We start from the raw sequence: 13,525 nt of genomic DNA, 5'->3' as shown, positions 1-13,525 counted from the left end.
GCCCCTCACATCCGGAAGACGCCGTAGCTGACCGGTTCCAGCGGCGCGTTCGCCGCCACCGACAGCGCGAGGCCGAGCACCATGCGGGTGTCCGCCGGGTCGATCACGCCGTCGTCCCACAGCCGCGCCGTCGAGTAGTAGGGGCTGCCCTGCTCCTCGTACTGGCGGCGGATGGGTTCCTTGAACGCCTCTTCCTCGTCGGCGGGCCACTCGCCGCCACGGCTCTCGATCGAGTCGCGGCGCACGGTCGCCAGCACCGAGGCGGCCTGCTCGCCGCCCATCACGGAGATGCGCGCGTTCGGCCACATCCACAGGAAGCGGGGCGAGTACGCCCGCCCGCACATCGAGTAGTTGCCCGCGCCGAACGAGCCGCCGATGATGACGGTGAACTTGGGCACCCGGGCGCAGGCGACCGCGGTGACCATCTTGGCGCCGTGCTTGGCGATGCCGCCGGCTTCGTAGGCCTTGCCGACCATGAAGCCGCTGATGTTCTGCAGGAAGACCAGCGGGATCGACCGCTGGTCGCACAGCTCGATGAAGTGCGCGCCCTTCATCGCGGACTCGGCGAACAGCACACCGTTGTTGGCGATGATGCCGACCGGGTGGCCGTGGATGTGCGCGAAACCGGTGACGAGGGTGGTGCCGTACTCCTTCTTGAACTCCGCGAAGCGGCTGCCGTCGACGATCCGCGCGATGACCTCACGCACGTCGTAGGGCGTGCGGGGGTCGGTGGGAACGACACCGTAGAGCTGCTCCGGGTCGACGGCGGGGGCCTCGACCTGGCGGGTTTCCCATGGGCGCGGGCTACGCGGGCCGAGGGTGGCGACGATGTTGCGCACGATGGACAGGGCGTGCGCGTCGTCGGTGGCGAGGTGGTCGGTGACGCCGGACTGACGGGCGTGGACGTCGCCGCCGCCGAGTTCTTCGGCGGTGACCACCTCACCGGTCGCGGCCTTCACCAGCGGCGGGCCGCCGAGGAAGATGGTGCCCTGGTTGCGGACGATGACCGCCTCGTCGCTCATCGCCGGCACGTACGCGCCACCGGCCGTGCACGAGCCCAGGACGGCCGCGATCTGCGGGATGCCGCGCGCGGACATGGTCGCCTGGTTGTAGAAGATGCGGCCGAAGTGCTCGCGGTCGGGGAACACGTCGTCCTGCCTCGGCAGGAAGGCGCCGCCGGAGTCGACCAGGTAGATGCACGGCAGGTTGTTGTGCAGGGCGACTTCCTGCGCTCGCAGGTGCTTCTTGACCGTCATCGGGTAGTACGTGCCACCCTTGACGGTCGCGTCGTTGGCGATGACGACGCACTCGCGCCCGGAGACGCGGCCGATGCCGGTGATGATGCCCGCCGCGGGAGCCTCGTCCTCGTAGAGGCCGTTCGCGGCCAGCGGCGAGAGTTCGAGGAACGGCGAGCCCGGGTCGAGCAGGGCGTCGACGCGGTCGCGGGGCAGGAGCTTGCCGCGTTCCACATGCCGGGCACGCGCCTTCTCCGGGCCACCGGTTCGAGCGGTCGCCAAGCGCTTGCGCAGATCCTCGACGAGCTCCGCGTGGGCGGTCGCGTTCCGGGCGTACTGCTCGCTTCGCGGGTCCGCGGAGGTGCCGAGCACCGGGAAGTCCATGACCCTCCTCATCCGACGCCGAACATGGTTAGCAGGCGTTAACGCACGGGTCGATGTTAACCACGGCTAACGTGCGCTGTCCAGCGCGGGCGCTCACTTCCCCGGACGGAAGGGGAGCAGCGGCTTGCCGTCGACCTTGCGGATGATGAAATATCCGGCACCGGCCAGCACGATGGCATCGAGCAGTAGAGAAGTGACGAAGTTGATCTCGAGCGTGGCCGTGAGGGCGCCGACACCGAGGCCGACCAGCACGGAGACGGCCGCGATGGCGACGACGAGCCGCCGGAACGCCCGCCTCTCGATCCTGTCCTTCTCCTGACTGGTGTAGATCCGCCGGGGCGGCCCGTTGTTGATCCGTTCCCACCAGAGTCCACTCGCATCGAGGAAGGCGAACCGCGTGGTCGCCTCACCCCGGTCGAGGGGTGAACCGTCCTCCGGCAGGTCACGGAAGATCAATCGAGGGGAGCTGGCGCGATCCTGCGGACCGATCACCGTGTCCAACGGGTAGGCACGCCCCTCGTCACGCTGATGGGGCGCCGCGAAATCCCAATCCCGCAGCGTGGTGCCCCCGAAATGCATCCGGACGTCCCGGAGGTAGACATCGGTGACCGGCAGCTGCCCGTGGTTCTGGACGACGACGGACAACTCGTCCCGGTCGGCGTCCTCGCCGATGCGGCGCACGACCGCGCAGGTCACGGTGCGGGCTTGCGCCGCTTGCCGGTCCGCCAGCTCCCGTCGCCGCCGACGGCCGTCCACCGCCGCGAGCGCCAGCGCGACGATCACCGCCGCCATGCTGCCCAGCGCGCCGGCCCACTGACCCCAGGCGGCGAACGTGGCCGGGTCCGTGCTCCACGGGGGCAGCCAGCTCGTCTCCGCCTGCACACGATGATCGTCGCCGTGCCCGCGCCAGGCGTTACCGAAGCGGTGCGGGCCGGCCGCCCTGACCCGGGATTCACACCCGGAGGTCGCGCATCGCGGCCACCAGCGCCGGGTAGTAGCCCTGCGCCTGACCGGTCGCCGTCGGGTGGTAGGACTCGTCGACGGGGTACGTCAGGCTGTGCAGCCAGGACGCACCGGAGCAGATCTCGTGCCCGGTGAAGGCCGGGCGCACGTCCACGAACGCGAAGCCCGCCTCCGACGCCTCCTTTTCGATGACCGAGTCCAGCGCGTCCGCCCCGCTGTTGACGTAACCGCGCGACGTGTCGGACAGCCCGACCGAGCACGAGCCGCCGATCTTGTAGAAGTGCGGGTACCCCAGCACGACCACCTTCGCCTCCGGGGCGCGCGACCGGATCTCCCCGTAGGTCTTGTCCAGCAGCCCCGGCAGGGTCCCGGCCACGAACGCCTTCGCGTTGTCGATCGCCGTCCGGCAGCCCGAGTCCCCGCCCAGGATGCAGTCCTGCATCACGCTCGCGAAGCCGGCGTCGTTGCCACCGACGCTGATCGTCACCAGATCGGTCCCCGGGGACAGCGCGCCGACCTGCTTGGCCACCACATCGGAGGTCTTGGCGCCGGAGCACGCCCGGAAGTCGAGCGAGGCCGACGTCCGCCGGGCGTAGAGCTCCGGGTAGGCGTTCGAGCTGCGCTTGCAACTGGAGGAGTCGAGATAGCTCCCGGCACCCACCCCGGAGGAGTAGGAATCGCCGAGGGCGACGTAGTCGAGGGTGTCCGCACCGGCAATCCCCCAGTTCAGGCCGATCGCGGTGAGGGCCGCGACGGCGGCGACGGCAAGCGTTCTCAGCACAACGGGGACCACCTTCCGTGAGCGAAGCACTACTGAACGATTACCAGGTGCGCTGCCCGCAAGGGACCCCCGTTGGGAGGCATTCCGTCTACCAACAGGTGACAACGAGCCGACGTTAGCGCTCGCTAACCTGACTCGATAAGATGGTCGCGTGTCGACGAGTCCCACCCCGCTGGTCACCGGCGAGAAGGCCACGCGCCGCGAGGAGATCCTGAGCGCGGCGGCCGAGCTGTTCGCCCGGCACGGCTTCCACGGCGTCGGTATCGACGACATCGGCGCGGCGGTCGGCATCTCCGGCCCGGCGCTCTACCGGCACTTCCGCAGCAAGGACGCGATGCTCGGGGAGATGCTGAACTCGATCAGCCACTACCTCCTCGACGGCGGCACCGCCCGCGTCGAGCAGACCTCCGACCCCGGGCAGGCGCTCACCGAGCTGGTCGAGTTCCACGTCGATTTCGCGCTCACCCACCCGTCGCTGATCACGGTCCAGGAGCGCAACCTCGCCAACCTCACCGACGCCGACCGCAAGCAGGTGCGCGCGCTGCAGCGGCGTTACGTCGAGGTGTGGGTGAAGGTGATCCGCGACGCCGTCCCCGGAGTGGGGGAACGCCAGGCTCGTTCGGCGGCACACGCCGTGTTCGGGCTGATCAACTCGACCCCGTACAACCGCCATCTCGACGACGAGGATCTGGCCGTCCTCCTGCGGCGCCTCGCGCTCGGCGCGCTGCAGGCCGCCGCGTGATCGGCACGTCACTCGTTTTTCCCACTACCTTGAACGGCTTTCCCCGGCTTTGATAGACCCCGTGACCTCCGACCGGCAGCAGCTGATCTCGCGAGCGCAGCGCGCCCTCGTCGCGATGCAGCTCGGCCGCGACGACGACGCGCTCGACGAGGTGGCCCCGTCGAGCCACGACGAGACGCGCGAGCTGATGCTGCTGCTGTTCGAGGAGTGCAGCACGATGGTGACCACCCTCGGTGACGGCGGCAGCGCGCCGGTGAAGGTGCAGGTGTTCGACGAGACGGGTGCGGAGGTCTCGATCGACCAGGCCGACCCGCCGGTGCGCACGGCGGTCCGCACGCTGCTGGCCGAGGTGCACGGCAACACCGAGGCCGCGGCCGAACAGGTGGAGATCGCCCTGGCGAGCGCGAACCGCGCGGAGGTGAACAGCCTCACGCTGCAAGCGCTGCGCTGGACGATCCGGCTGTCCACCGAATGCCTCGACCGGGACCTGCCGGTGACCGACTGGATCTCCGAGGCGCTGACCTGAGACGGGTCGCGCGCACCTCGGCGACCACGGTCGGACCGCCCCGGCCGGGCTCAGTGCAGCAGCGCCTTCACCAGGTTCGCCACCTGCTCGGTCTCGATCAGGAACGAGTCGTGCCCGTAGGGCGAGTTGATCTCCGCCGCCTCGCCCGCGCCCGGGATCCCGGCGGCCAGCTCGTGTGCCTGCCGCATCGGGTAGAGGCGGTCGCTGTCCACACCCGCGATCACGCTCCGCGCGGTCACCCGGGCCAGCGCGGCGCCCACCCCACCGCGGTCGCGGCCGACGTCGTGGGTGTTCATCGACCGGGTCAGCAGCACGTAGGAGCCCGCGTCGAAGCGCCGCACCAGTTTGTCCGCGTGGTGATCGAGGTAGGACTCCACGGCGTACCGGCCGTCGCCGAGCGGGTCCTCGGCGCCTTGCGGCCGGCGGCCGAACCGCTGGTCGAGCTCCAGCCCGCTGCGGTACGTCACGTGGGCGATCCGCCGCGCCACCCCGAGCCCGCGGTGCGGCCCCGCACCGGGCGGCGCGTCGTAGTAGTCACCGCCGCGCCATCCGGGGTCGGCGGTGATCGCGTGCAGCTGGGGCGAGGCCCAGGCGACCTGGTCGGCCGAGGAGGCGGCCGGTGCAGCCAGCACGAGCAGCCCGGCGACCCGGCCGGGGAACGTCACCGCCCATTCCAGCGCCCGCATCCCGCCCATCGACCCGCCGAGCACGGCGGCCCAGCGGTCGATGCCCAGTTCGTCGGCGACCACGGCCTCCGCGCGCACCTGGTCGCGGATGGTGATCCGCGGGAACCGGCTGCCCCACGGCCGCCCGTCCGGACCGGGTGAGGACGGCCCGGTCGATCCCTGGCAGCCGCCGAGCACGTTCGGCACCACGACGAACAGTTCGTCGGTGTTCAGCGCGCGGCCCGGCCCGATCAGGCCGTCCCACCAGCCCGCGGTGGGGTGACCCGGGCTCGCCGGGCCGGCGGCGTGGCTGTCGCCGGTGAGGGCGTGTTCAACCAGGACGGCGTTCGAGGCGTCGGAGTTCAGCCGCCCCCACGTCTCGTACGCGATCCGGTACTCCGGCAGGGTGCCGCCGGCGTCCAGCCGTAGCCGTCCGCCGGCGGACCACTGCCGCCGTCCCGGTGGATCTCCCGCCCGCCACGCGCCGGTCACCGGCGGGAGATCCACAGTGGACGGTTCTGTCACAGGGCCGCCTTGGCCGCCCGGAACCCGGCCTCGAGGTCCGCCTTGAGGTCCTCCAGGCCCTCCAGCCCGACGGCGAGCCGCACCAGGCCCGGGGTCACGCCGCTGGCCAGCTGCTCGGCAGGCGTGAGCTGGCTGTGGGTCGTGCTGGCGGGGTGGACGATGAGGCTGCGCACGTCACCGATGTTGACGAGCTGGCTGTGCAGCTCGGTGCCGTCGACGAACTTCCGCCCGGCCTCCACGCCACCACGCAGCTCGAACGACAGGACCGCGCCGGCACCCTGCGGCAGGTACTTGCGGGCCAGCTCGTGGTGCGGGCTGGACGGCAGGCTCGCGTAGTAGACGCGCTCGACCTCGTCGCGCTGCTCCAGCCACTCGGCCAGCGCCTTGGCGTTGCTGACGTGCCGCTCGAGCCGCAGCGACAGCGTCTCGATGCCCTGCAGGATCAGGAAGCTGTTGAGCGGCGCGATGGCCGCACCGGTGTCGCGCAGCAACTGGACGCGCGCCTTGGCGGCGTACGCGCCGGGGCCGAGGGCCTCCCAGTACTTGAGACCGTGGTAGCTCGGGTCCGGCTCGGTGAAGCCGGGGAAGCGCTCCGGGTACGCGCCGAAGTCGAAGGTGCCGCCGTCCACCAGGACGCCGGCGATCGTGGTTCCGTGCCCGCCCAGGTACTTGGTCGCCGAGTGGACCACGACGTCGGCACCGTGCTCGATCGGGCGCAGCAGGTACGGCGTCGGGATCGTGTTGTCGACGATCAGCGGCAGCCCGGCCGCGTGCGCCACGTCGGCGACCGCGCGGATGTCGAGCACGTCGCTGCCCGGGTTGGCCAGGCTCTCCGCGAAGAACGCCTTGGTGTTCGGTCGGATCGCGGCCCGCCACTGCTCCAGGTCGTTCTGGTCCTCGACGAAGGACACCTCGACGCCGAGCTTGGGCAGCGTGTAGTGGAACAGGTTGAAGGTGCCGCCGTAGAGCTTCGGGCTGGCCACGATGTGGTCACCGGCGTTGGCGACGTTCAGGATCGCCGCGTTGGTCGCGGCGGTGCCGGACGCGAAGGCCAGCGCGGCCACGCCGCCCTCGAGCGCAGCCACGCGCTGCTCGAGCACGTCCTGCGTCGGGTTCATGATCCGCGTGTAGATGTTGCCGGGCTCGGCGAGGCTGAACAGGTCGGCGCCGTGCTGGCTGTCGCGGAACACGTACGACGTGGTCTGGTAGATCGGCGTGGCCCGGGCGCCCGTGGCCGGATCGGGGCTCGCGCCGGCGTGGATCTGCTTGGTCTCGAAGGACCAGGCCTGCGACTGGGTCATCGTCGTTCTCCTCGGTGCGTGGCTGTCGGAGCAAGGGGCGCCGGGACCGAAGTTAGCCAAACCGGGCAACCGCCCCCAACGGTTCCCAGCACATGGGAACCGGCTTCCTCTTGCCAACTAAATCTCTCAGTGTCTAAGATATTCATCAACGGGGATTTCCACAGCAAGGAGGAATCATGGAGAACGTCGACGTCCTGGTCGTGGGGGCCGGGCTCGGTGGCCTGTCCGCGAGCATGTTCCTGGCCCTCGAGGGCGTGCAGGTGCTGACGGTGGACCGGCATCCGGGCACCGCACTGCACCCGCGCGCCAGCGGCCAGACACCGCGCACGATGGAGCTGTACCGGTTCGCCGGGATCGAGCACGAGGTGCTCGGGGTCAGCAAGCGGGCCTCGCAGGGCCTGAAGATCACCGTCGCGGCGAGCCTGGGCGGCCCGGTGTTCCATCGGCTCGTCGAGGACCTCGGCGAGGTCGACCTGAGCGCGGCGACCGCGGCGCCGTGGGGCATGGCCGGCCAGGACGTGGTGGAGCCGATCCTGCTCGCGCGGGCCCGCGCGGCGGGCGCGGACGTGCGGTTCTCCACCGAGATGGTGTCGTTCGAGCAGGACGCGGACGGGGTGACGGCGGTCCTGCGGTCGCGGGACAGCGGCGCGGAGACCACCGTCCGCGCGTCCTACCTGGTCGCCGCGGACGGCGGCCGCGGACGGATCCGCGAAACCCTCGGCATCGGGACCACCGGGATCGGCGCGATCGCGCACTCGATCGGCGTCGTGTTCGACGCCGACCTCGGCGACCGCCTGGAGCGCGACGTCACCGACCTCTACTACCTGCAGAACCCGGAGTTCACCGGCGCGCTGACCAACTCCGACACGCCCGGCCGCTACGTCTGCGCCGTCGACCTGCACCCCGAGCGCGGGGAAACCGCCGCGGACTTCCCGGAGGAGCGGCTGGTCCACCTGATCCGGCTGGCCACCGACCTGCCCGATCTGCAACCGAAGATCCAGTGGACGGGCGTGTGGGAGATGGCCGCGCGGATCGCCGAGCGGTTCTCCGCCGGGCGGGTGTTCCTGGTCGGCGACGCCGCCAAGGTCACCCCGCCCACCGGCGGCATGGGCGGCAACACCGCGGTCGGCGACGGGCACGACATCGCCTGGAAGCTCGCCGCGGTGATCCGGGGCGACGCCGGCCCGGGCCTGCTGGACAGCTACGACGCCGAGCGCAGGCCGATCGCGGAGATGGTGGTCGGCACCTCGCTGCACAACGCCAAGGAGCGGATGTTCCCCGAGCTCGACCTGACCGGGGCACCCGAACCCGTCGACCAGACGGCCCTCACCCTCGGGTTCCGCTACCGGTCCGGCGCCGTGCTCGTCGAAGACGCCGGGGACACCGACCGGCTGGAGAACCCGGTGGAACCGTCCGGGCGGCCCGGGTTCCGCGCGCCGACCGTGCCCACCACGACCGGCTCCACGTGGGACTTCCTGGGCCACCGCTGGGTGCTGTTCACCACCGGCGGATGGCGCGACGCGGTCGACGCGGTCCGCGCCGAGACCGGTCTCGACCTGGACCACCGGGAAGCCGGCCGCGATTTCGACGACCCGCAGGGTGTGTTCGGCACGCGGTTCGGCCTGCGCGACGGCGGCGCGAGCCTGGTGCGGCCGGACGGGATCGTCGCGTGGCGCTCGGCCGGCGGCACCGCGGACCCGGCGGCCACCCTGCGGGACGTCCTGGCCCGTGTCCTGAGCAGGTAGCCCGTATTCTGCGGAAGTGGTGTCCGTCCGCAGCGTCGTCGACCGGGTGGGGCCGACCCTGCTGCACGCCGTGCAGCTGCCGGATCCCTGCCCGGCCGTGGCGGACGTGGTGATCGCCGAGCCCGGGGCGCCCGCGCAACTCGCGGCGGGCGACCTGGTGCTCGGCGTCGCCACGACCGGCCAGGACGCGGCGGTCGAGCTGGTGCGCAGCAGCGCCGCGGCCGGCGCGGCGGCGGTCCTGCTGAAACCGCCGGTCGCCCGCAAGCCGCCGGTCCGGCGGGCGGCGCGGTCCGCGGGCATCGCGCTGATCGAGGTGCACGCGGCGACGGCGTGGGCGCAGCTGGTGTGGCTGCTGCGGACGGTGCTGGACGCGGCGGCCGAGGAACCGGAGTCGCTGGAGGGCGATCCCGGGTCGGGTGACCTGTTCCGGCTCGCGGACGCGGTCGCGGCGGTGGTGGACGCGCCGGTGACGATCGAGGACACCAACTCGCGGGTACTGGCCTACTCCGCGCGGCAGGACATCACCGACCCGGCGCGGGTGTCCACGATCATGGGGCGCCGCATCCCGGACGACGTGCTCGCCAAGTTCCGCTCCCGCGGGGTGTTCCGGGAACTGTCCCGCGGGCGGCAGACGATTTTCGTGCCCGCGCAACGGGACGGCACGCTGCCGCGGCTGATCGTGCCGATCCGGATGGGTGGCGAACTGCTCGGGTCGATGTGGGCGGTGGTGCGCGGGCCGGTGTCGGACGAACGGGCGGCGGCCTTCGCGGACACCGCGCCGGTCGTGGCGTTGCACCTGTTGCGGCGGCGCGCCCACGCGGACGCGCAGCGGCGGGCCTCCGCCGAGTTGCTGCGCGCCGTGCTGGAGGGAAAGGCCGGGCCGCGCGCGGCGGTCGCGGAGCTGGAGCTGACCGACGAGCCGCACCGGGTGGTGGTGATCGACACTCCCGGCGACGACGAAGGACTGCGGCTGGCGTTGCTGGAACGGATGTCGCAGGGCATCGGGCACCGTCCGATCGCGACAGAGCTGGGCGGGCTGCTGTACACGGTGGTGCCGGACGGGGCGGACTGGTCCGCGCTGGCTGACCCGGCGCGGGGCGCGCCCCGGGTGGCGGCCGGGAGCGCGGTGAAGCTCGGCGAGCTGCCGCGGTCCCGGGCGGAGGCCGAGGAGACGCTGAGCCTGCTGCGCGCCGGAGTGGTCGAGGCGTCGTCCGGGAGCTTCGACGGGTTGTGGACGGCGCTGGCGTTGCACCGCACGGCGACGGCCGCGGCCGCGGCGGGTGTGGTGGAACTCGGGCCGCTGGACACCTTGCGCGAGTACGACCGGGCCAACCGCACCGAGTACGTCGAGACGCTCTACGAGTGGCTGCGGCACCCCGGCGATCCGCGCTCCGCGGCCCAGGCGTTGCGGATCCACCCCAACACGTTCCGGTACCGGATGCGCCGGGTGCTCGACCTTGTGCCGCTCGACCTGGACGATGCCGACGTCCGCCTGGCGCTGCTGGTGCAACTGGTGACCGTGCGATGGTCGTAGGAGGGTTCGTGTTCGAAGGGTCCGTTGCCGCGGTGCGCCGCTGGCCGGTGAAGTCGTTGCGGGGCGAGGAGGTCGAGGCCGCGCGGTTCGACGAACGGGGCGTGGCGGGCGACCGGGCGCACGCGCTCGTCGACGGCCGGAACCGGCGCCGCGGCAAGCTGCTGACGGTGCGCCAGCACCCCGCGATGCTCGCCTGGGGCGCGGAGTACGGTCCGGTGATCGACCCGCCGAAGCCGCCGGTGCTGCACGCCCCGGACGGCCGGGCGTGGAACTGGGACGAGCCCGGGCTGGCGGAGGCGCTGTCGGATTCGTTCGGGATGCCGGTGGAACTCCGCGCGGCCGACGGGCAGCAGGACCGCGGGCCGACGGTGCTGGTCACGTTCGCCGCGTCGCTGGCGGCGCTCGCCGTGGAACTCGGCAGGCCGGTCGACCTCGACCGGTTCCGGCCGAACCTGCACCTGACGCTCGATGCACCGCCGTTCGCCGAGGAGGACTGGACGGCTGGCACGGTGCTCCGGGCCGGCGACGTGACGCTCGAGGTGACCGGGGAGCGCGCCGGGCCGTGCATCCGGTGCGCGGTGCCCAGCTGGGACCCGTCCGGCCGCGCGCGGTGGCCGGAGCTGCAATCCCACTTGATCCAGCGGCACGACAACAAGTTCGGCGTGATCATGCGCGTGACCCGCGCCGGGGTGATCGCCGCCCGCGATGCCGCCCGGGCGGACACCGCCTGACGAAGCGGAACCCGCGCCCGGTGCACGGGCGCGGGTTCGCGCGATCAGACTTCGAGCAGCGTCTTGCCGATCGTCCCGCGGGATTCGATGGCCCGGTGCGCGTCGGCGGCCCGCGCGAGCGGGAAGCGTTGCCCGATCAGGGGTTTGACCCGTCCGGCGGCCGCTTCGGCCAGGACCCACTCGGTGGCGGCGCGCAGGTCCGCCGGACTGCCCAGCGCACCGCTGTGCAACCGGACACCACGCGCGGACGCCTCCTCTTCGGACACCTCCGTCCACCCGCCGCTGGCCAGTCCGTAGCTGAAGTGCCGTCCGCCGCGCCGCACCAGGCCGAACGCGGCCGCGCCGATCGCCCCGCCCACACCGTCGAACACGACGTCCACCGGGCCGGCCTCGGCGGCCCAGCCCGGCTGGGTGTAGTCCACGGCCGTCTCCGCGCCGAGGTCGAGCGCCACCGCCGTCTTCCGGGCGCCACCGGCCGCGGCGATCACCGTCGCCCCGGCGTTGCGCGCCAGTTGCACGAGGACGCTGCCCACCCCACCGGCGGCGGCCAGCACCAGCACCCGCTCCCCCGCCGACACCCCGGCCGCGCGGATCAGTGCCGTCGCCGTCCGGCCGTCGGCCAGCAACGCGACGGCGTCGTCCAGCGCCAGGCCGTCCGGCACCCGGAACGGCGCGCCCACGTCCACCACGACCCGCTCCGCGTAGCCGCCCGACCCGGTCAGGCTGGTCACCACCGCCGCCCCCACCAGGTCGTCCGGGCCGGACAGCACCACGCCACCGACCCCGTTGCCCGGGATGACCGGCGGCTCCGCCCGGAACGGCCCGGGCAGGCCCGACCGGAACTGCGTCTCCACGAACGTGGTGTTGGCGAACGTCACGCCGATCAGCACCTGGCCGGGACCGGGCACCGGATCCGGTGCGTCCCCGGCCACCAGCACGTCGGGTCCGCCGAACTCGATCAACCACACTGCTCTCATGGAGATCATCCTGCGATCTCGACCAAGGTGTAGGTCAACACGTTGTCCTGATGGCACCACCCAAGCGCGGGAGAATTGTCCCCATCGCACGATGACACCGCCATCCGAGTGGTTCACCGTGGTCACCACCACGTTCATCACCAGCAGGAGGAAGCAGTGCGCATCGCCGTCCCCCGCGAGGTCAAGAAGCACGAGTACCGCGTCGCCGTGACCCCGGCCGGGGTGCACGAGCTGACCACCCGCGGCCACGAGGTCTTCATCGAGGCCGGCGCCGGAACCGGGTCCGCGATCAGCGACGACGAGTACGTCGCCGCCGGGGCGAAGATCCTCGCCACCGCCGACGACGTGTGGGCCGAGGGTGAGCTGGTCCTCAAGGTCAAGGAACCGGTTGCCGAGGAGTACTCGCGGCTGCGGCGCGACCAGGTCCTGTTCACCTACCTCCACCTCGCCGCCGACCGCCCGCTGACGCAGGCGCTGCTGGACGCCGGCACCACCGCGATCGCGTACGAGACCGTGCAGCAGCCGACCGGAGCGCTGCCGCTGCTCGCGCCGATGTCCGAGGTCGCGGGGCGGCTCGCGCCGCAGGTCGGCGCGCACTCCCTGCTCAAGCCGAGCGGTGGCCGCGGCGTGCTGCCCGGCGGCGTGCCCGGCGTGCACCCGGCCCGCGTGGTCGTCATCGGCGGCGGCGTCGCCGGCCTGAACGCCGCGCGCATCGCGCTCGGCCTCGGCTCCGACGTCGAGATCCTGGACACCAACGTGGACCGGCTGCGGCAGATCGACCACGACTTCGGCGGCCGGATCCGCACCGTCACCTCCAACGCCTTCGCGGTGGAGCAGGCCGTGCTGGAGGCCGACCTGGTGATCGGCGCCGTGCTGGTGCCGGGCGCGCGGGCACCGAAACTGGTGTCCAACGATCTGGTCGCCCGCATGCAGCCGGGCAGCGTGCTGGTCGACATCGCGATCGACCAGGGCGGCTGCTTCGCCGATTCGCACCCGACGACGCACGACGACCCGACCTACACCGTGCACGAGTCGGTGTTCTACTGCGTGGCCAACATGCCCGGCGCGGTCCCGCGCACCAGCACCTACGCGCTGACCAACGTCACGCTCCCCTACGCGGTCCAGCTGGCCGACCACGGCTGGCAGCAGGCGCTGCGCGGCAACCAGCCGCTGTCGCTGGGCCTGAACGCCCACGCCGGAGCCCTGACCAACGCGGCCGTCGCGCAGGCCCACGACCTGACCCACACACCGCTGGCCGAGACCCTCGCCTGAGCGGGGTGGGCGGTCCCACCGCTTCCGGGGTCAGGGACCGCCCACCTCACCGCACGATCCGTGAAGAATTTTTCCCGGGGAACTTGGCCCCCCGCGTGGGCGAAGTCCCGGGACAGCACCTAAGCTGGTACGTGGCGGCCCGCT

Annotated in this window: 12 protein-coding genes; 6 read left to right on the top strand and 6 right to left on the bottom strand. The window is 72.1% G+C overall.

Annotated elements, in window-relative coordinates:
* Positions 1–5 precede the first annotated feature (5 nt).
* From FHX46_RS06450 to FHX46_RS06440, 3 genes are all read right to left on the bottom strand, one after another.
* The gene (locus FHX46_RS06450) at positions 6–1,619 is read right to left on the bottom strand and encodes a carboxyl transferase domain-containing protein (RefSeq protein WP_167111537.1); all 1,614 of its coding nucleotides are present in this window, start codon (positions 1,617–1,619) and stop codon (positions 6–8) included.
* Positions 1,620–1,712: 93 nt separating this feature from the next.
* Positions 1,713–2,402, bottom strand: coding sequence for a hypothetical protein (locus tag FHX46_RS06445; protein WP_167111535.1), 690 nt, complete (start codon positions 2,400–2,402; stop codon positions 1,713–1,715).
* Between the two features lie 169 nt (positions 2,403–2,571).
* Entirely contained in the window at positions 2,572–3,363 is a 792-nt protein-coding gene (locus FHX46_RS06440; RefSeq protein WP_167111533.1) for an SGNH/GDSL hydrolase family protein, read from the bottom strand.
* 151 nt (positions 3,364–3,514) lie between these two features.
* Here FHX46_RS06440 and FHX46_RS06435 point away from each other — a divergent pair, with 151 nt between their 5' ends.
* Both FHX46_RS06435 and FHX46_RS06430 read left to right on the top strand, forming a co-directional pair.
* Positions 3,515–4,105, top strand: a complete 591-nt coding sequence (locus FHX46_RS06435) for an SACE_7040 family transcriptional regulator (RefSeq protein ID WP_167104888.1) — start codon at positions 3,515–3,517, stop codon at positions 4,103–4,105.
* 115 nt (positions 4,106–4,220) lie between these two features.
* On the top strand, positions 4,221–4,631 hold the full coding sequence (locus FHX46_RS06430) for a hypothetical protein (protein ID WP_243871469.1): 411 nt from the start codon (positions 4,221–4,223) through the stop codon (positions 4,629–4,631).
* 50 nt (positions 4,632–4,681) lie between these two features.
* Here FHX46_RS06430 and metX read toward each other — a convergent pair whose 3' ends face one another.
* Entirely contained in the window at positions 4,682–5,821 is a 1,140-nt protein-coding gene (metX, locus tag FHX46_RS06425; RefSeq protein WP_313886046.1) for a homoserine O-acetyltransferase MetX, read from the bottom strand.
* A complete protein-coding gene (locus FHX46_RS06420; RefSeq protein ID WP_167111531.1) occupies positions 5,818–7,122 on the bottom strand; it encodes a bifunctional o-acetylhomoserine/o-acetylserine sulfhydrylase in 1,305 nt (434 codons plus the stop codon). Before FHX46_RS06420 ends, metX begins: the two co-directional genes overlap by 4 nt.
* A gap of 176 nt (positions 7,123–7,298) precedes the next feature.
* On the opposite strand from FHX46_RS06420, the gene rdmE reads away from it, so the two are divergent.
* From rdmE to FHX46_RS06405, 3 genes are read left to right on the top strand one after another with little or no spacing between them, the layout of a single operon-like run.
* Entirely contained in the window at positions 7,299–8,867 is a 1,569-nt protein-coding gene (gene rdmE / locus FHX46_RS06415) for an aklavinone 12-hydroxylase RdmE (protein WP_167111529.1), read from the top strand.
* Positions 8,868–8,883: 16 nt separating this feature from the next.
* Complete coding sequence (locus FHX46_RS06410) at positions 8,884–10,401, top strand: PucR family transcriptional regulator (RefSeq protein WP_167111527.1); 1,518 nt, start codon at positions 8,884–8,886, stop codon at positions 10,399–10,401.
* 8 nt (positions 10,402–10,409) lie between these two features.
* Positions 10,410–11,132: an MOSC domain-containing protein gene (locus tag FHX46_RS06405; RefSeq protein WP_167111525.1), complete on the top strand. Its 723-nt coding sequence runs from the start codon at positions 10,410–10,412 to the stop codon at positions 11,130–11,132.
* Between the two features lie 44 nt (positions 11,133–11,176).
* Here FHX46_RS06405 and FHX46_RS06400 read toward each other — a convergent pair whose 3' ends face one another.
* On the bottom strand, positions 11,177–12,109 hold the full coding sequence (locus FHX46_RS06400; protein WP_167111523.1) for a zinc-binding dehydrogenase: 933 nt from the start codon (positions 12,107–12,109) through the stop codon (positions 11,177–11,179).
* 156 nt (positions 12,110–12,265) lie between these two features.
* Here FHX46_RS06400 and ald point away from each other — a divergent pair, with 156 nt between their 5' ends.
* Complete coding sequence (ald, locus tag FHX46_RS06395; RefSeq protein WP_167111521.1) at positions 12,266–13,381, top strand: alanine dehydrogenase; 1,116 nt, start codon at positions 12,266–12,268, stop codon at positions 13,379–13,381.
* The last annotated feature ends 144 nt before the right edge of the window (positions 13,382–13,525 follow it).

The organism is Amycolatopsis viridis (assembly GCF_011758765.1).
In the GTDB taxonomy this organism is placed as follows: domain Bacteria; phylum Actinomycetota; class Actinomycetes; order Mycobacteriales; family Pseudonocardiaceae; genus Amycolatopsis_E; species Amycolatopsis_E viridis.
This window is presented reverse-complemented; position numbering and strand designations above follow the sequence as displayed.